The sequence below is a fragment of the Erwinia psidii genome (genome assembly GCF_003846135.1).
GTDB classification, from domain to species: domain Bacteria; phylum Pseudomonadota; class Gammaproteobacteria; order Enterobacterales; family Enterobacteriaceae; genus Erwinia; species Erwinia psidii.
In genome coordinates, this window is sequence record NZ_RHHM01000009.1 from 1 (window position 1) to 17,834 (window position 17,834).

Sequence of the window (17,834 nt, forward strand, 5' to 3'; positions counted from 1 at the left end):
GCCTGGCGGCTTTAGCGCGGTGGTCCCACCTGACCCCATGCCGAACTCAGAAGTGAAACGCCGTAGCGCCGATGGTAGTGTGGGGTCTCCCCATGCGAGAGTAGGGAACTGCCAGGCATCATACAAAGCGGAAACCCCGGCCTTCTGGTCGGGGTTTTTTGCGTTATGGCGGGGGTAAACCTGCCGGAGAGGCGTGCCGGCGGCGAAGAGAGCGGGATGATAAAACGGCGTAAAGAGGTTCTGCCGCCCGGCCAGTAAACCGCCATTCCCGGCCTGATACATCTTCCTCCGTGAGAGAAATCAGCAGGAAACAGGCCTTCAGCCTCCCGGTGGGATGCCCACCCATCCATGATGAAACATTTTCAGCTGTTCAATGATGCCCCGACATTTCCCGGCGGTCACGCTATCCCTTTCCTGCTTCCTGCTTCCTGCTCCTGCTCCTGATGCGCAGGCGTCATACCACGCTTTCGCTGCACCGGGTGCTGACAGAAAACACCAGAACCGCTGCTGTGTGCGTGGCACTGTGAAGCGCGGACGGAGCACAACACCGGTGTCACTGAATGTCGGCACTGTCCTGATTTTTTTCCTTATCGCTGTAAAAAAAAAACTGCCGGGCCAGGCGTTCGGGTAAACTGGCGAAAGTTAAATTCGTTAAGGCCATCCGATGTCCAGCCAGCCCCACTCTTTAAAACTCTTTAATACCTTCAGTCTTGATGCCATGGCAGAGCAGATTGTAGTGGCTGAAACCGCCGCTGATCTTGTTGCTGCCTGGCACAGCGCTCAGCAGCAGCGACAGCCCGTTCTTTTGCTTGGAGAGGGAAGCAATATCCTGTTTCTGGAAAATTTCCATGGTCTGGTAATTGTTAACCGCCTGAAAGGGATCGGGGTTGAAGAGAGCGACAGTGCCTGGCATCTGCACGTTGGGTCAGGTGAAAACTGGCACAGGCTGGTGCAGTATTCGTTAAAAAATGGTTTTTCCGGCCTGGAAAACCTGGCGATGATTCCGGGTTGCGTTGGCTCGGCCCCAATACAAAATATTGGTGCTTACGGCGTGGAGCTGAAAAGCGTTTGTGAATATGTCGATGTACTGGAACTCAGTAACGGTGAAATTCAGCGCTTGCCAGCGGAAAAGTGTCAGTTCGGCTATCGGGACAGTATATTTAAACATCAGTACCAGACAGGCTATGCCATTGTTGCTGTTGGCCTGAGACTGAAAAAGCAGTGGCAGCCAGTCATGTCCTATGGTGAGCTGAGCAAATTAGATCCGGGCACCGTGACCGCTCAGCAAATTTTTGACGCAGTCTGTCATATGCGTAGCAGTAAATTACCCGATCCCCGGGTGACAGGTAATGCCGGTAGCTTCTTCAAAAATCCGGTAGTCGATGGTGCCTTTGCTGAGTCACTACGGCAAAATTACCCGGATGCTCCGTTTTACCTTCAGAGTGATGGCAGCGTCAAGCTGGCCGCTGGCTGGCTGATTGAGCGCTGCGATCTAAAAGGTTTCAGCGTCGGTGGTGCCGCTGTGCATCGTCAGCAAGCATTGGTTTTGATTAATCAGGGACAGGCTACCAGCAATGATATTGTGGCGCTGGCGCGAGAAGTGCGTCTGCGTGTTGGCAGCAAATTTCATGTCTGGCTTGAGCCTGAAGTCCGTTTTATTGGTGCTTCAGGAGAAAAGGATGCGGTTGGAGTTATTGCATGAAAGCAAATACTGTCCCTTTAGCGTTAATCGGACTGTTGGCTGATGGCGAATTTCATTCCGGTGAGCAACTGGGTGAAAAGCTTGGTATGAGCCGTGCGGCGATCAATAAGCATATCCAGACCCTGAAAGACTGGGGCATTGACATATTTACCGTGGTTGGCAAAGGCTACAGCCTGCCTGCCCCCATTCAATTGCTCAATGAAAAAACGATTGCTGACCAGTTAACTGATGGTCGTCTGGCCGTAATCCCAGTGATTGACTCCACCAACCAGTATTTGCTGGAAAGAATGGACCAGTTGCAGCCCGGCGATGCCTGTGTGGCAGAGTATCAACAGGCCGGAAGAGGACGGCGCGGCAGGCAGTGGTTTTCGCCCTTCGGCTCAAACCTCTATCTTTCAATGTACTGGCGCCTGGAAGATGGCCCGGTTGCCGCGATGGGACTGAGCCTGGTGATTGGTATTGTGACCGCCGAAGTGCTGCAAAATTTAGGTGCCAGCGATGTGCGGGTTAAATGGCCCAACGATCTTTATCTGCAGGATCGCAAGCTTGCCGGTATTCTGGTAGAGCTGACGGGAAAAACAGGTGATGCGGCACACATTGTTATCGGGACTGGCATTAATCTGGCGATGCGATCGCCCGATCCCGCCATCGTCAACCAGGGCTGGATTAATCTGCAGGAAGCCGGTGTCAGAATCGATCGAAACACGCTGGCGGCCAGCCTGGTAAACAACATGCGCCAGTCGCTGGCGTTATTTGAGCGCGATGGGCTGGCTCCTTTTATTGCGCGCTGGAAAAAGCTGGATAACTTTATTAATCGCCCGGTGAAGTTACTGATTGGTGACCGTGAAATACCCGGAATTGCCAGAGGTATCGATCGGCAGGGGGGGTTACTGCTGGAGCAGGATGGCATTGTCAAATCCTGGGTGGGAGGAGAGATCTCTCTGCGCCCACTGGAAAAGTAACAAGTGCGAGGTATTTTGTATGAGGATACTTTTTAACCGGGGCTGAAATTCTCAGACATGCCTTGACGTTAAAGGACCGGAAGTCCCCTAACTTTTTGCCCATTACAGCGACTGGAGAAAAGCCAGCAGGTCATCGTTCAGCTGTTGCTGATGTGTAACGGCAAAGCCGTGCGGTGCCCCGTCGTACACTTTCAGCCGTGCGTTTTTGAACATTGCGGCGGCCAGCTTGCCCGTGGCCTCGAAAGGGACTACCTGATCGTTACTGCCGTGGATCACCAGGGTTGGTACCGTGATTTTTGCCATATCAGGCCGGAAATCTGTTTCTGAAAATGCAGTAACGCAGTCCAGCGTCCCTTTGAGAGAAGCCAGCAAAGCCATGTTCAAGGTTTGCGTCATGACACCATCAGAAACCGACATCCCCTTATTTGTGCCGTAGAATGGTGCGGCGAAATCACTGATATATTGTGCGCGATCTTTTAACAGTCCGGCTTTAATTTCGTCAAACACTGATTTATCAACGCCTTCAGGATGATCGTGCGTTTTTATAAACAGCGGCGTGACGGAACCCAGTAGCACCAGGCTGGCGACCCGCTCCGTGCCAAACTTACCGATATAGCGACTGACATCGCCACCTCCCATTGAAAAGCCGACCAGAGTGGCTTCCCGCAGATCGAGATGTTCCATCAGATCATTGATATCTGATGCAAAGGTATCGTAATCATAACCTTGCCAGGGCTGATCAGATCGGCCAAATCCACGGCGATCGAAGGCAATAGCGCGGTAGTCGCGTTCTGCCAGAAAATTCATCTGACTGTCCCACATATCGGCATCCAGGGGCCAGCCGTGGCTAAAGACCACAGGCTTACCTTTGCCCCAGTCTTTAAAATAAATCTGTGTACCGTCCTGTGTGGTGAATGTACTCATCATCTTTTCCTTTTCTCAGGCTCATACTGTGTCTTTTAACCATAGCCTGGTTGGAGAAAACAGAGAGATTTGCCTGCGCTGATGATTTTCACTGTGGTAAGAGGGGGGCTAAATTACCGATTCAGACAGCAATGTGAGGCGGTCAACATGACGATATGATGCTGGCGGTCGTGGGCGGGATGTTCACTGTTGCTGTAAAATCAGGAAGGGCCGAAGCCCCTCCTGCCAAACGCCTACAGCAAATCAAAGCGATCGAGGTTCATGACTTTATGCCATGCTGCCACGAAGTCAGTGACGAATTTCTCTTTTGCATCGCTGCTGGCATACACTTCTGCCACGGAGCGTAGGACCGCGTTAGAGCCAAATACCAGGTCTGCACGGGTTGCAGTGAATTTCACTTCTCCGGTCAGGCGGTCGCGTCCTTCAAAAAATTCGTTACTGGCGTCAGTAGCCTTCCACTCGTTGCCCATATCCAGCAGATTGACAAAAAAGTCGTTGCTGAGCAGGCCAACGGACCGAGTGAATACGCCGTGCTGGCTACCGTCGAAGTTAGTGCCCAGTACGCGCATGCCACCAATCAGCGCCGTCAATTCCGGCACGGTCAGCGTGAGCTGCTGAGCTTTGTCGATCAGCAGCTCTTCGGTAGAGGCACTATTGTGCACACGACGATAATTGCGGAAGCCATCCGCCGCCGGATTAAGCAGTTCGAAAAGATCGATATCGGTCTGATCCTGATGCGCATCAACGCGTCCGGCGTTAAAAGGAACTGAAATGTTCACACCCGCTGCCCGTGCCGCTTTCTCAACGCCAACCACACCCGCCAGAACAATAATGTCCGCCAGCGACGCTTTACCGGATGCCTGCTGGATACTCTGCAACACTGTGACTGCACGAGCCACATTGGCGTTAACCGGCCAGTCGCGTTGTGGTGCCAGCGCCAGCCTTGCGCCATTTGCTCCGCCGCGCTTATCACCACCACGGAAGCCAGACGCTGCCGCCCAGGCCACAGAAACCAGCTCACTGACCGACAGGTCGGATTGCGCGATGGCCGTTTTCAGATTCTCAATGTCAGCATTATCCGGGCGGTGAACGGGTTCCGGCAACGGGTCCTGCCAGATTAATGCTTCTTTTGGCACTTCCGGGCCAATATAACGGGCCAAAGGCCCCATATCCCTGTGCGTCAGCTTGTACCACGCACGGGCGAATGCTTCATTAAATGCCTGTGGGTTGTTAAGAAAACGACGGGAAATTTTTTCGAAATCAGGATCGAAACGTAGCGTCAGGTCAGTAACCAGCATGGTTGGCTTACGTTTTTTAGCCTTGTCGAAGGGATCGGGAATGATCTCATCAGCATCGATCGCTTCAAACTGAATCGCGCCTGCCGGGCTGCGGGTTTGCACCCACTCATATTTGAACAGATTCTCGAAAAAGTAGTTACTCCACTGTGTCGGCGTCTGTGACCATATCACCTCCAGACCGGAGGTAATGGCATCTGCACCGACACCGCTACCGTGCGTGCTGGCCCAGCCAAAACCCTGTGATTCAATCGACGCAGCTTCTGGATCGGCACCGACATGGCTTGCGGGTGCCGCGCCGTGGGTTTTACCTAAGGTGTGACCACCGGCAATCAATGCGACGATCTCTTCATCGTCCATACCCATATTGCCGAAGGTGGCCCGAATGGCGGGTGCTGCGGAAGCGGGATCGCCACTGTTGTCCGGGCCTTCCGGGTTAACATAGATCAAACCCATTTCAGTGGCACCTAACGGTGCTTGTGCCAGAGACTCAGGGTGACGATGGGCCAGCCAGGTCTTTTCGCTTCCCCAGTCGACATCGAGATCCGGTTCCCAAACATCTTCGCGTCCGGCACCAAAACCGAAGGTACGGAATCCGGCGTTTTCCAGCGAAACATTGCCGGCCAGTATATACAGGTCAGCCCAGGATATTTTTTGTCCATATTTTTGTTTAATTGGCCATAGCAGACGACGGGCTTTGTCCAGACTGACGTTATCAGGCCAGGAGTTTAATGGTGCAAAGCGCTGCTGACCGCGTCCTGATCCACCGCGACCATCTTCAGAACGATAAGTCCCCGCGCTGTGCCAGGCCATACGGATGAAAAGGCCGATATAGCTGCCCCAGTCGGCAGGCCACCACGGTTGAGAGTCAGTCAGGAGCGCTTTGAGATCGGCTTTCAGCGCGAAATAGTCCAGCTTGCTGAATTCCTGGCGATAGTTGAAATTTTTGCCCAGCGGATTGGAACGCTCAGAGTGCTGGTTGAGCAGGTCAACGCGTAATTGATTTGGCCACCAGTCGCGGTTAGTGGTGCCGCCACCGGCATGTTGCTCCTGTTTGCCCTGATGGAAAGGGCATTTGCCAGCAGAGGAAGTGTCGTGTGAATCGGTTGGCGTACTCATGAATAAGCTCCGTTATTATGATGTTTCGATTTCTTATTACGATAAATGCCTTGCTGGTTAAGTCCTACCTGAATAAAACTACGGGTGTGATAGCTAAATCCTTTCATTTTGTCGAGGATTACAGGAGGTTTACCTGACAGGCATCGCATTGCTCACGACATTAAGATTAGGACAAGATGTAACTGATTGCTTTGACAGGCGGAAATAAAGAAAAGAAGCCCAATAATGAGCTTCTCTGAGATGGGTTACGCTGTCTTAACGTTAGCGGTTTGCTTACCGGCGAACCGCTGATGACGGAGAGTAAACCCCGGTTTGATGGCGGACGGGCACCTTATCGCATGGTGACGAATTCTTCCGCGCCGGTCGGGTGAATGGCGACGGTATTATCGAAGTCTTTTTTGGTCGCACCCATTTTCAGCGCCACCGCAAAGCCCTGCAACATTTCGTCCATACCGTAACCGATGCCGTGAATGCCAACGATTTTTTCTTCTTTGCCGACGCAAACCAGCTTCATACGGCATGGCTGGCGATGCTGAGTCACGGCGGTGTACATGGCAGTGAAAGCGGATTTGTACACTTTTACCTGATCATCCCCATACTGCTCGCGGGCTTCCGGTTCGCTCAGGCCAACCGTCCCGATGGGAGGATGGCTGAACACCACGGTTGGCACATTGTGATAATCAAGATGTTCTTCCGGCTTGTTGTTAAACAGACGTTCGGAAAGGCGACGGCCGGCGGCGACGGCAACGGGCGTCAGCTCCACTGCACCGGTGTTATCACCTACCGCATAAATGCCTGCAACCGTCGTGTTCTGATATTTATCGACAGTGATATAGCCTTTTTCATTCAGCGCCACGCCGGTAACATCAAGGTTAAGATTGTCGGTCATTGGTTCGCGACCAATCGCCCACACCAGGCAATCCACGGTCTGCTCTTTGCCGTTTTCCAGTTGCAGGGTCAGGCTGCCGTCCGCGTTTTTGATGACGGCTTTCGGGATGGATTCCGTATGTAACGTCGGACCTTCGGCGTTCATCACCTCCACCAGTGTCTCAACAATCAGTGGATCGAAAGAACGCAGCGGGGCATGTTTGCGCACGAACAGATGTGTTTCAGAACCCAGTGCGTTAACCACGCCTGCGATCTCAACCGCAATGTATCCCGCGCCAACCACCGCGGTGCGTTGTGGTAATGCATTCAGCTCAAAGAAGCCGTCAGAGTCGATACCATATTCAGCCCCCGGTATTGACGGATGGCTGGGACGTCCCCCGGTGGCGATAAGAATATGATCCGCGGTAATTTTCTCACCGTTGACTTCCACTGTGTGCGCGTCAACAAAGCGGGCGTGACCTTTAATCACCTCAACATTATTTTTGCCCAGCACGTTGTCATAGGAGGTATGAATACGGTCAATGTAAGCACTGCGGTTTTTAACCAGCGTGTCCCAGTTAAAGTGATTAAGGGTGGTATCAAAGCCGTAGTCCGGTCCGTAATGATGAATCGCTTCGGCGATTTGCGCCGCATGCCACATCACTTTTTTCGGCACACATCCGACGTTTACGCAGGTGCCACCAAGATCTTTGGCTTCGATCAGGGCGCATTTTTGTCCGTACATGGCAGCGCGATTTACAGAAGCGATACCGCCGCTGCCACCACCAATAGCAAGGTAGTCATAATGTCTGGTCATCAGTAATGTTCCAATAAGTCAGTGAAGTAAATTGGCGTTAGTGTAGCGTCACTCAGGGGCAGGCCGCAAAGTTTGCACCTATGGTTGTGATAGGGCAGAGTGCAAAAAAATCGGTAATAATCGGAGTTTGCCAGTCAACGTAAAGAGGGAGCCGGATGGAACTGCTGTTTTTAGGAACCGGCGCAGGTACACCATGTCGCCTGCGTAATGTGACCAGTATTGCTTTAAACCTGCCCACGGGGTGTGGTGGCAGCTGGCTGTTTGACTGTGGCGAAGGCACCCAGCACCAAATCATGCGCAGCCCGGTGAAAATGGCCAGACTTGAAAAAATCTTTATCACCCATCTGCATGGCGATCATGTTTTTGGCCTGCCGGGATTGCTGACCAGTCGCTCAATGAGCGGAAACAAAGACCCGCTCATGCTATACGGACCGCAGGGTATTAAACGTTTTGTTGAAACCACGCTCAGTCTCAGCGGCTCGTGGCTCTCCTTTCCTCTGGAGATTGTGGAAATTACCGCGGGAGAGGTGCTCAGTGATGAACATTTCCGCGTAACGGCATATCCGCTGACGCATCCTGTGGAGTGCTATGGCTTCCGCATTGAGCAACATGACAAGCCAGGAAAGCTTGATGCAGAAAGGCTGCTGGCCGATGGTATCAGGCCGGGGCAGCTCTTCCAGCTGCTAAAACAAGGAAAGACGGTGACGATGGAAGACGGTCGGGTGGTTGATGGTCGCCACTATCTTGGGCCGTCGGTTAAGGGCTTAACGTTGGCGATATTTGGTGATACCAGCCCGACGCCCGCCGCGGCAGATCTGGCCGCCAACGCGGACGTGGTTGTCCATGAAGCGACCCTTGAAGTGGCGTTGGAGGAAAAAGCTAACGGGCGGGGTCACTCTTCCACGGTGCAGGCTGCGACGGTGGCGAAACAGGCCGGGGCGAAAAAGCTGATTATCACGCATCTTAGTTCGCGTTACCTGCGTAATGATGCTGAGCGTTTACTGGAAGAATGTCGACAGATTTTCCCTGAAACAGAAATGGCTCACGACTTTTCGCATTTTCCTCTCTGACCCTGGCCGACAGGATAGTGCTGTCGGCAAAGCGAAAAGTAGGTGTTACTCCGGCACAATCCAGCTGACTTTAACGTGACCGGTTCCCGCAGGCACCAGATGCTGGTGTAGCCATGGCAACACGTTTTTCATCTGCTGTTCCAGCTTCCACGGTGGGTTGATCACCACCATACCGGAAGCGGTCATGCCGCGACGATCGCTGTCGGGGAGTACCGCCAGTTCGATCTGCAAAATACGGCGAATTCCGGTGGCTTCCAGATCGGCAAACAGACGCTTGATTTGCTGGCGCAGGACCACCGGATACCAGAGCGCGTAGATACCCGTGCCGAAACGTTTATAGCCTTCCTGAATGCCTTTCACTACCGCCTGGTAATCGCTTTTCATTTCATAGGGCGGATCGATCAGGATCAACCCCCGGCGGGATGGCGGCGGCAGTTTTGATTTTAATTGCTGGTAGCCATCTGCGCGTTCCGTGCGGGCGCGGTCATCTTTCTGGAACTCATTACGTAGCAGCGGATAGTCACTGGAGTGCAGTTCTGTCAGGTTCAGTTTATCGTCGGCGCGTAAAAGGTGGCGGGCAATCAGCGGTGAGCCTGGATAGTAGCGCAGCCTGCCGCCGGGGTTCAGCGCCTTAATGCAGGAGATATAGCTGGTCAGCTCGGTCGGTAAATGGTCCTGCTGCCAGATTCGGGCAATCCCTTCGAGATATTCTCCCGTGCGTTCAGCGTGTTCGCCGCTCAACTGATAGCGTCCGGCACCGGCGTGAGTGTCAAGGTAGAGGAACGGTTTGTCTTTCTCGTTAAGCGCATCAATGATCAGACTCTGAACGGTGTGCTTAAGGACATCGGCGTGGTTGCCTGCGTGAAAACTGTGACGGTAGCTGAGCATATTATTTTATCCTTTTGAGTTTACGAGGTTTTAATTGGTTATTAATCATTATGTTACAATTACTACCTCACAGAATCGCGCACAGCAGCAAATGCAGGAAAAAGCATACGAAGGAAAATGGAGCACGAGTATACCGCATTGATGACCGGAGTTGAAAAATGCCATGCGGTTTCAGTGCGCTTATACGACAGAGTGCATTCCTTCCTGAATGCTACCGGTGTATCGCCCAGGCCTGTGAACCTCTCACCTTCATTTTTTTGTCATGTTGGATGATTACTCTTTTGCCACGTTGAACTAAGGGGTAAAAAAACAGTGAATTCAATATACAAAGTGCTGCTACTGGCATTACCGGTAATAAGCGCATCAGCCGCAGCGGCAGATGAACAATTGTGCCAGCCAAAAGCTTATGAAATGGCCCTTCGGTATCAACAAAAATCGGCTGAAATTATGGCGCTTCAGTTACAGACATACCGGTTTGCTACCGAACGCTTTGAGAAGAAGATCAACGCTCTGAAATCACCGGAAAAATATGCAGTGGTGATGGATCTTGATGAAACCGTGCTCGATAACAGCGCTTTGCTGGTGCGCGACGTTGAACAATGTCATGACTATACGAAATGGGACACCTGGGATGAATGGGAAAAACAGGGTAAACCGGGCCTTATCCCTGGTGCCAAAGCGTTTCTTGACGAGGTGAACCGCCATCACGTTCGTATTTATTATGTTTCTGATCGCAGCCAGAAAAATAAACCGGATACGCTTAATACGCTGAAATCACTGGGATTACCTCAGGTCTCAGAAGACAGTGTTCTGCTTGATACCGCAAGCAAAGAAGAACGCCGCCAGAGCATCCTGAAACATCAACAGATAATGATGCTGTTTGGCGACAGCCTTCCTGACTTTGCCGTGCAATTTAAAAATAAGAAACCGACCGGGGAACAACGCCAGCTGGTTGGATCCAGCGAACAGCACTTTGGTGATGACTGGATTGTTCTGCCCAATGCATCCTACGGTTCATGGTCAAAGGCAGATCTGGACAGCTGGAAAGAAACGACGGTTAAGTAATGGTGCCGGGCCTTTCCCGTTAGTGGAAAAACAGGTTGTGCGACAGCATTTGTTAAATCAGTCAGATGCCGATGTAGCCATATATCGCCAGCCTTCGTTGTAGCTGGCGCCCATATCAAATGGCGGTTCAGCGTTGTGCCGATATCCTGCATCATCAGGCCGCTTGATCAGCGATAGGCCGTAAACCGGTTAACGACGGGCTGGCGCAAAATTGACGGTAATATTGGCAGCGCCCTCTTTATACGGTCATGCAGGAAAAAGCATCAGCAACGTATCCCGTGCGATGGCGAGTGAACGGATTCTGGGTGCACAAAGGGTTCAGTTGCCGAACAGGCGGCGAACTGCCCACCCGGCAAAATGTACTGTTATGCTGGCGTATGCTGCCAGGCAGGGTAGGTAAAAAACAACAGGTGCAGCAGGTTAAAGGCAAAATGTACCAGGGCGGCTACCCAAATCCTGCCACTCCACAGCCAGGCCAGCCCGTAAATGATCCCCGTGAGCGTGGCAAAAGACATCAGCAGCGGGCCGCCAGCATAATGGGCCAGTCCGAACAGCGCTGCTGCAATTAACAGCCCCCAGGTATTGCCGGTTAGCTGACTGAGCCGTTGCTGAATATAGCCACGAAATAGCGCTTCCTCTGCCAGCGAGACAAAAAACAGATTTGCCAGCATAAATGAACCAAGCCACTCCGGGGAGTGCAGCTCCACGCGCAATCTCCCCGCGACTACGGCGGTCAATAGCAACATTGGCATCGCTAACATCAACACCAGCCACCACAACCGGTTGGAAGGGGGAACGGCAGGGCGCTTTCTCAGCGTTGGCAGGCAGCCCAGCAGAACAAAAGGGATGAGCGCTTTATCAAGGTTGAACCAGAAGCTGAAAGGGGCACTTCCCGGTCCGACCTTCACCGCCTGTACAACCTGATAATTATTGAAGCCTGGGATCAGGTGCAGCATCAATGCCAGCGCGCTGGCAACCAGAATAAACTCTGCCGTCCAGCCACCTGGGGATTGCTGTGCACATCTGGTCCGATAAACGGCAACCAAAGTGATAAACGCCAGCGCAATCAGCCCTTGCAGATGCAGCGTGTAATTCATCAGAGCAAACAGCAGAGTGCTGATAAGCAGAACCAGCGACGTTCGCAGATGAAAGGGTAAAAAGAATAATGATGCGGCTAACAGATACCACATGGTGAAACGCTCCCTGTAGAAATACTAATAATGTCAACACAATGACGGCAAAATTATGCAACTGCCTGGGTTTAGAGGCAAGCATATTGTCCTGCCTTGATTTTCTCCACGCTTAGCCTCATGTTAACGTAATTGCGCGTTTACCGCGCTTCAACCTTCAATGAACAAGGACTGCGCTATGACTAACCCTCTATTGACTTCTTTCACGCTTCCGCCTTTTTCTGCCATTAAACCAGAACACGTTGTGCCTGCTGTGACCAGCGCACTGGAAAACTGTCGTGCAGCGGTAGAAGCCGCAGTGGCTCAGGGAGCGCCCTATAGCTGGGAAAATCTTGTGCAGCCGCTGGCAGAAGTGGACGATCGTTTAGGGCGTCTTTTTTCACCGGTCAGCCATCTTAACTCGGTTAAAAACAGCCCGGAACTGCGCGAAGCCTATGAGCAGACGCTGCCGCTGCTGTCGGAATACAGTACCTGGGTCGGACAGCATGAGGGATTGTACCAGGCGTACCGTAATCTGAAAGAGAACAGCTATCAAGGCCTTAGCCTTGCACAGCAGAAAGCGGTTGATAATGCGCTACGTGATTTTGAACTGTCCGGCATAGGTCTGTCGCAAGAGAAGCAAAAACGCTACGGAGAGATTGCGGCGCGCCTGTCCGAGCTTGGTTCGAAGTACAGTAATAATGTGCTGGATGCCACGATGGGTTGGAGCAAGCTGATAACGGATGAAAGTGAACTGTCCGGCCTGCCGGAGAGCGCGCTGGCGGCGGCAAAAGCCCAGGCAGAGGCGAAAGAGCAGCAGGGCTGGCTGTTGACGCTGGATATTCCCAGCTATCTGCCGGTGATGACCTACTGCGACAATCAGGCGCTGCGTGAAGAGATGTACCGCGCCTATTCCACCCGTGCTTCCGATCAGGGCCCGAACGCGGGTAAGTGGGATAACAGCGAGGTTATGGCTGAAACGCTGGCGTTGCGTCATGAACTGGCCCAGCTGCTGGGCTTTGCTTCTTACGCAGATAAATCGCTGGCGACCAAGATGGCTGAAAACGTTGAGCAGGTGACTGGTTTCCTGACGGATCTGGCTCAGCGTGCGCGGCCTCAGGCTGAAAAAGAGTTGCAACAGCTACGTGCTTTTGCGAAGCAAGAACACGGTGTGGACGAGTTGCATCCCTGGGATTTGACTTATTACGGCGAAAAACAGAAGCAGCATCTTTATACCATCAGTGATGAGCAACTGCGTCCTTATTTCCCTGAGGAACGCGCGCTCAATGGCCTGTTTGAAGTGGTAAAACGCATTTACGGCATAACGGCTAAAGAGCGTAAGGATGTGGATGTTTACCATCCTGATGTGCGCTTCTTCGACCTGTTTGACGAGAGCGGCGATCTGCGTGGCAGTTTCTATCTGGATCTGTACGCCCGCGAACACAAACGCGGCGGGGCCTGGATGGATGATTGTGTTGGTCAGATGCGTAAAGCGGACGGTTCGCTGCAAAAGCCCGTTGCTTATCTGACCTGCAACTTCAACCGTCCGCTGGGCGGCAAACCAGCACTGTTTACTCATGATGAAGTGACCACCCTGTTCCATGAATTTGGTCATGGTCTGCATCATATGTTAACGCGTGTTGAAACTCCTGGCGTGTCTGGCATAAATGGGGTTCCGTGGGATGCGGTCGAACTGCCAAGCCAGTTTATGGAAAACTGGTGTTGGGAGCCGCAAGCGCTGGCATTTATCTCCGGGCATTATGAAACCGGTGAACCACTGCCACAGGAACTGCTGGATAAAATGCTGGCAGCCAAGAATTATCAGGCGGCGCTGTTTATTCTGCGTCAGCTGGAGTTTGGCCTGTTCGACTTCCGTCTGCATGCCGAGTTTGACCCCTCAAAAGGGGCGAAGATCCTTGAGATGTTGCAGGAGATCAAAACGCTGGTGGCCGTGGTGCCAGCCCCTTCATGGGGCCGCTTCCCACACGCTTTCAGTCATATTTTTGCCGGAGGCTACGCGGCGGGTTACTACAGCTATCTGTGGGCCGACGTGCTGGCAGCCGATGCATATTCCCGCTTCGAAGAGGAAGGGATTTTTAATCGGCAAACGGGCCAGTCTTTTCTGGATAACATCCTGACGCGAGGCGGTTCTGAAGAGCCCATGACGCTGTTCAAACGCTTCCGGGGTCGTGAACCGCAGCTGGATGCCATGCTGGATCATTACGGTATTCAGGAACAGGCGTAGTGGAAATCTGTTTCATTGATGAATCGGGCGTCGGTGACGACGCCCTTTCTGTTTTAGCCACCCGCTGGCAGCTACACCACAACGATCTGGCGCCAATAGCCCTGGTAATGACGCATACTCATCTGGAGCTGCGTAAACGGGATGAACCAAAGCTTGGTGGGATTTTTGTGGATTTCGTTGAGGGCGCGATGGCTCACCGTCGTCGCTTTGGTGGTGGACGGGGCGAGGCAGTGGCCAAAGCCGTCGGTATTAAAGGCAGTTATCTGCCTGAGGTGGTTGATGCAACGGCCGGGCTGGGACGCGATGCATTTGTGCTGGCTTCACTGGGATGTCGGGTAACCATGCTGGAGCGCCACCCGGTGGTGGCTGCTTTGCTTGACGATGGTCTGCAGCGAGGTTATCAGGACGTTGAGATCGGCGGCTGGCTACGTGAGCGCCTGACGTTGGTTCACACCTCCAGCCTGGCGGCGTTGAGTGAAATCAGCAATAAGCCTGACGTGGTTTATCTCGATCCCATGTATCCACATAAACAGAAGCGTGCACTGGTTAAGAAGGAAATGCGGGTATTTCAGGCGTTGGTAGGGGCAGATGCAGATGCTGATGATCTGCTTACCCCAGCCCGCAAGCTGGCTAAAAAGCGGGTAGTGGTCAAGCGTCCTGACTATGCCCCACCGCTGGCCGGTGTGGTGACACAATCAGCGGTGATCACCAAAAGCCACCGTTTTGATATTTACCCGCCGCTGTTGGATGGATAAAGCAGGGCGGAAAATTCCGCCCGATGGGGATGTATTTATTGGCGTCTGCCGGACAGGGTTCTGTCAGACTTACCTGTCTTCATCATCGCGTAACGGCACGATCAGCATATCAACATGGACGGTATTAATAAGCTGGCGTGCTGACGACATCAGCTTGCTCCAGAAGTCCTGATGATGCCCGCATACCACGAGGTCCACATCATATTGTTTAATGGCATCGACCAGTACCTGGCCGAGATCGCCACTGCCGCTGAGGGTTTCTGAAACCGGATAGCCTGCACTGGCGGACAGCTCAGTCAGTGCTGAGTGTGTCTCTTCAGAAATACGCTTCTGCATATCGCCCAGGTTGACGTCGATTAATCCGGTATAGAGATCGGAATAGTTCACGTCCACATGAATCAAAGAAACTTTGGCGTCGTAAGGACGGGCGATTGAGACGGCTTTAGCGACCAGCAATTTACTTTCCGGTGAAAGATCCACTGCAATCAGAATGTGTTTATAAGACATAACGATACTCCTTTCATTCGTTGCGGTCTGGTCACCGCAAAACATTGTTGTCTTTGTTTCATCATAATGGGTTGAAATCAATATAAATATTGAAATTAAGCAGGATTCTCAACGCGCACAGGCAAACCGTAACGGCGCTTTTTTTATCGGTCCAAGTATAGCCCGTATTGTCAACGAGAAGTCTGTCGTTGGTGGCCTTTGCGAAGCGGATCAAAAGTAATTGTGCGCTTTTACCTGAGTCCTGTGGCAACAATGCTGGAAAAATCCAAAGCACATCTCCTACACTAAAAAGCAATGATAAGTTGTGCACTTAACGGCCTTTTGCTTTCAGGAGAGGATGATGATTAGCACTACCGCGCTTTTTTGGGCTTTGTGTGTCGTTTGTGTCGTGAACATGGCACGTTACTTTTCCTCTTTACGCGCGTTGCTGGTGGTGCTCCGCGGGTGCGATCCCTTATTGTATCAGTACGTTGATGGTGCAGGTTTTTTTACCTCGCGCGGTCAGCCGGGCAAGCAAATACGGCTGGTGCGCTATATATGGTTACAGCGCTACCACGACCATCATGATGATGAGTTTATCCGCCGCTGTGAGCGGGTGCGTGGGCAGTTTATTCTTAGCAGCGCACTGTGCGGTCTGGTGATTGTCAGTCTGGTGGGATTATTGATGCGGTACTGAGCAAAGGCAAAAAGTAAAAAAGGTGGGAATGTGTCCCACCTTTTTTTTGTAAAACAGCGTCGTTAAACCAGCTTCAGAGCAATCCAGTACAGCACACCGGATAACACTATCGAGACGGGCAGAGTAAAGATCCACGCCAGCAGGATATTCTTAACGGTGCGTCCCTGTATACCACCACCATCAACCAGCATGGTTCCGGCGACGGAAGAGGAGAGTACGTGGGTAGTGGATACCGGCATTCCGGTATAGCTGGCAATACCGATAGAGACTGCGGCAGTCATCTGTGCCGACATGCCCTGTGCGTAAGTCATGCCTTTTTTACCGATTTTTTCACCAATGGTGACGGCGACACGACGCCAACCCACCATGGTTCCCAGCGACAGAGCTAAGGCCACCGCGACGATAATCCAGACTGGCGCATACTCAATGGTGTTCAGTAAATCGCCTTTCAGCTTGTTCAGGAAGCGCTGATCTTCGCCAGAAGTCTGCGGAAGTTTGGCCACCTTGTCTGCTGTATCAGAGATACACATCATCAGACGACGCAGATGGCTGCGCTGTTCAACGCTGAGCGCATCGTAGCTTTGCAGGTTATTCAGCAACGTCTGAGCATGTTGTATAGCAGGTAACGCCCGCGACGCGTCACAGTGGAACTCCCGTGGCTCGTCAGTACTTTGGTCCGGGGTTGGCACAATTGGCGGTGCCATCTGCACAATATGCGTCAGTGAGTCAGCATGCTGACTGTAATATTGCTCAAGATGATTCACTGCGTCGCGGGTGCGGGTAATATCATACCCGGAGGCGTTCATATTCACCATGAAACCTGCCGGCGCTACGCCAATCAGCACCAGCATAATCAGACCAATACCTTTCTGACCATCGTTAGCACCGTGTGAGTAGCTCACGCCGATGGCTGAAACGATCAGGGCAATGCGGGTCCAGAAAGGGGGTTTCTTCTTACCGTCGATCTTCTCGCGCTCCGCCGGCGTCATATGAATACGGCGGCGTTTCTTATTCCCGCTCCAGTAGCGACGCAAAATGAACACCAGTACGCCAGCGACTATCAGGCCAACGATCGGTGAAATCACCAGCGACAAAAGGATGCCGATCATTTTGGGGACATTCAAGGCGTCGACCACTGACGTGCCGGTCAGCAGCGCGTTGGTCAGGCCAATACCAATGATTGCCCCAATAAGGGTGTGAGAACTGGATGCTGGCAGGCCGAAATACCATGTGCCAAGGTTCCAGATGATGGCTGCCAGCAACATGGAAAAGACCATCGCCAGCCCGTGGGCCGAGCCGACATTCAGCAACAGATCGGTGGGGAGCAAATGAACGATAGCGTAAGCCACGCTTAGCCCACCGAGCAGAACCCCAAAGAAATTAAAGACGCCTGCCATGACTACCGCAAGTTGCGATCGCATAGCGCGGGTGTAAATAACAGTAGCCACTGCGTTGGCCGTGTCGTGGAAACCATTGATGGCTTCGTAGAACAAAACAAACAGCAGAGCGAGGACCAGTAACAGGCCGGTATGATAATCAAGACCAGCAAACAGATGTAGCATAAGCGTTACGCCATATTGGAGGACATGAACGCGGCGCATTATCCGCGAGAAACCGCATCAGGGGAAAGTGAAATATAGACTTTTTTTGACATTCAGGTGCTATTGAGGAGAAATTTCCTGTTTTTTTAGTCCAAAGGCATCAGATGTTTCTGTTTTGGCAGGCTGGTGATACTGGTATCGGTGCCGCCTAATCACTACAATCACCGTTTTT

General features: G+C 52.3%; 14 protein-coding genes and 1 rRNA gene. 8 read left to right on the plus strand and 7 right to left on the minus strand.

Features of this window, described 5'->3' with window-relative positions; all coding sequences use genetic code 11:
* Window position 1 precedes the first annotated feature (1 nt).
* From rrf to birA, 3 genes are all read left to right on the plus strand, one after another.
* Window positions 2-117, plus strand: a 5S ribosomal RNA gene (gene rrf, locus EB241_RS12305).
* Window positions 118-664: 547 nt separating this feature from the next.
* Window positions 665-1,702 carry a UDP-N-acetylmuramate dehydrogenase gene (murB, locus tag EB241_RS12310; RefSeq protein WP_124233467.1) on the plus strand — a complete coding sequence of 346 codons (1,038 nt, stop codon included), beginning with the start codon at window positions 665-667 and terminating at the stop codon, window positions 1,700-1,702.
* A complete protein-coding gene (gene birA, locus EB241_RS12315) occupies window positions 1,699-2,664 on the plus strand; it encodes a bifunctional biotin--[acetyl-CoA-carboxylase] ligase/biotin operon repressor BirA (RefSeq protein ID WP_124233468.1) in 966 nt (321 codons plus the stop codon). Before murB ends, birA begins: the two co-directional genes overlap by 4 nt.
* 102 nt (window positions 2,665-2,766) lie before the next feature.
* Here birA and EB241_RS12320 read toward each other — a convergent pair whose 3' ends face one another.
* The 3 genes from EB241_RS12320 to gorA form a co-directional block, all read right to left on the minus strand.
* Window positions 2,767-3,588 carry an alpha/beta fold hydrolase gene (locus EB241_RS12320; RefSeq protein WP_124233617.1) on the minus strand — a complete coding sequence of 274 codons (822 nt, stop codon included), beginning with the start codon at window positions 3,586-3,588 and terminating at the stop codon, window positions 2,767-2,769.
* A 233-nt stretch (window positions 3,589-3,821) separates the two neighbouring features.
* Window positions 3,822-6,002, minus strand: coding sequence for a catalase/peroxidase HPI (gene katG / locus EB241_RS12325; protein ID WP_124233469.1), 2,181 nt, complete (start codon window positions 6,000-6,002; stop codon window positions 3,822-3,824).
* Window positions 6,003-6,333: 331 nt separating this feature from the next.
* Complete coding sequence (gene gorA / locus EB241_RS12330) at window positions 6,334-7,686, minus strand: glutathione-disulfide reductase (RefSeq protein ID WP_124233470.1); 1,353 nt, start codon at window positions 7,684-7,686, stop codon at window positions 6,334-6,336.
* A gap of 155 nt (window positions 7,687-7,841) precedes the next feature.
* On the opposite strand from gorA, the gene rnz reads away from it, so the two are divergent.
* On the plus strand, window positions 7,842-8,756 hold the full coding sequence (gene rnz / locus EB241_RS12335; protein ID WP_124233471.1) for a ribonuclease Z: 915 nt from the start codon (window positions 7,842-7,844) through the stop codon (window positions 8,754-8,756).
* A gap of 45 nt (window positions 8,757-8,801) precedes the next feature.
* Here rnz and EB241_RS12340 read toward each other — a convergent pair whose 3' ends face one another.
* On the minus strand, window positions 8,802-9,644 hold the full coding sequence (locus tag EB241_RS12340; RefSeq protein WP_124233472.1) for a 23S rRNA (adenine(2030)-N(6))-methyltransferase RlmJ: 843 nt from the start codon (window positions 9,642-9,644) through the stop codon (window positions 8,802-8,804).
* Window positions 9,645-9,956: 312 nt separating this feature from the next.
* Here EB241_RS12340 and EB241_RS12345 point away from each other — a divergent pair, with 312 nt between their 5' ends.
* Entirely contained in the window at window positions 9,957-10,709 is a 753-nt protein-coding gene (locus EB241_RS12345; RefSeq protein WP_124233473.1) for a 5'-nucleotidase, lipoprotein e(P4) family, read from the plus strand.
* Window positions 10,710-11,074: 365 nt separating this feature from the next.
* Here the strand turns inward: EB241_RS12345 and EB241_RS12350 are convergent, their stop codons facing one another.
* A complete protein-coding gene (locus EB241_RS12350; RefSeq protein ID WP_124233474.1) occupies window positions 11,075-11,899 on the minus strand; it encodes a CPBP family intramembrane glutamic endopeptidase in 825 nt (274 codons plus the stop codon).
* Window positions 11,900-12,077: 178 nt separating this feature from the next.
* Here EB241_RS12350 and prlC point away from each other — a divergent pair, with 178 nt between their 5' ends.
* Together prlC and rsmJ are read left to right on the plus strand one after the other, a co-directional pair.
* Window positions 12,078-14,123, plus strand: a complete 2,046-nt coding sequence (gene prlC, locus EB241_RS12355) for an oligopeptidase A (RefSeq protein WP_124233475.1) — start codon at window positions 12,078-12,080, stop codon at window positions 14,121-14,123.
* Window positions 14,123-14,878, plus strand: coding sequence for a 16S rRNA (guanine(1516)-N(2))-methyltransferase RsmJ (rsmJ, locus tag EB241_RS12360; RefSeq protein WP_124233476.1), 756 nt, complete (start codon window positions 14,123-14,125; stop codon window positions 14,876-14,878). The genes prlC and rsmJ overlap by 1 nt, the downstream gene beginning before the upstream one ends.
* A gap of 69 nt (window positions 14,879-14,947) precedes the next feature.
* Here the strand turns inward: rsmJ and uspA are convergent, their stop codons facing one another.
* Window positions 14,948-15,385 (minus strand): universal stress protein UspA, encoded by a 438-nt coding sequence (gene uspA / locus EB241_RS12365; RefSeq protein ID WP_124233477.1) that lies wholly within the window; start codon window positions 15,383-15,385, stop codon window positions 14,948-14,950.
* A gap of 340 nt (window positions 15,386-15,725) precedes the next feature.
* Here uspA and uspB point away from each other — a divergent pair, with 340 nt between their 5' ends.
* A complete protein-coding gene (gene uspB / locus EB241_RS12370; protein ID WP_124233618.1) occupies window positions 15,726-16,061 on the plus strand; it encodes a universal stress protein UspB in 336 nt (111 codons plus the stop codon).
* 62 nt (window positions 16,062-16,123) lie between these two features.
* On the opposite strand, the gene pitA is transcribed toward uspB, so the two are convergent.
* A complete protein-coding gene (gene pitA / locus EB241_RS12375) occupies window positions 16,124-17,623 on the minus strand; it encodes an inorganic phosphate transporter PitA (RefSeq protein ID WP_148089648.1) in 1,500 nt (499 codons plus the stop codon).
* Between the last annotated feature and the right edge of the window lie 211 nt (window positions 17,624-17,834).

Excerpts from the sequence above, each read along its gene's own strand:
- rnz (WP_124233471.1), top strand. The coding sequence starts at position 7,842 with ATGGAACTGCTGTTTTTAGGAACCGGCGCAGGTACACCATGTCGCCTG.
- EB241_RS12320 (WP_124233617.1), bottom strand. The coding sequence starts at position 3,588 with ATGAGTACATTCACCACACAGGACGGTACACAGATTTATTTTAAAGAC.
- pitA (WP_148089648.1), bottom strand. The coding sequence starts at position 17,623 with ATGCTACATCTGTTTGCTGGTCTTGATTATCATACCGGCCTGTTACTG.
- gorA (WP_124233470.1), bottom strand. The coding sequence starts at position 7,686 with ATGACCAGACATTATGACTACCTTGCTATTGGTGGTGGCAGCGGCGGT.
- uspB (WP_124233618.1), top strand. The coding sequence starts at position 15,726 with ATGATTAGCACTACCGCGCTTTTTTGGGCTTTGTGTGTCGTTTGTGTC.
- EB241_RS12340 (WP_124233472.1), bottom strand. The coding sequence starts at position 9,644 with ATGCTCAGCTACCGTCACAGTTTTCACGCAGGCAACCACGCCGATGTC.
- katG (WP_124233469.1), bottom strand. The coding sequence starts at position 6,002 with ATGAGTACGCCAACCGATTCACACGACACTTCCTCTGCTGGCAAATGC.
- murB (WP_124233467.1), top strand. The coding sequence starts at position 665 with ATGTCCAGCCAGCCCCACTCTTTAAAACTCTTTAATACCTTCAGTCTT.
- uspA (WP_124233477.1), bottom strand. The coding sequence starts at position 15,385 with ATGTCTTATAAACACATTCTGATTGCAGTGGATCTTTCACCGGAAAGT.
- birA (WP_124233468.1), top strand. The coding sequence starts at position 1,699 with ATGAAAGCAAATACTGTCCCTTTAGCGTTAATCGGACTGTTGGCTGAT.
- EB241_RS12350 (WP_124233474.1), bottom strand. The coding sequence starts at position 11,899 with ATGTGGTATCTGTTAGCCGCATCATTATTCTTTTTACCCTTTCATCTG.
- prlC (WP_124233475.1), top strand. The coding sequence starts at position 12,078 with ATGACTAACCCTCTATTGACTTCTTTCACGCTTCCGCCTTTTTCTGCC.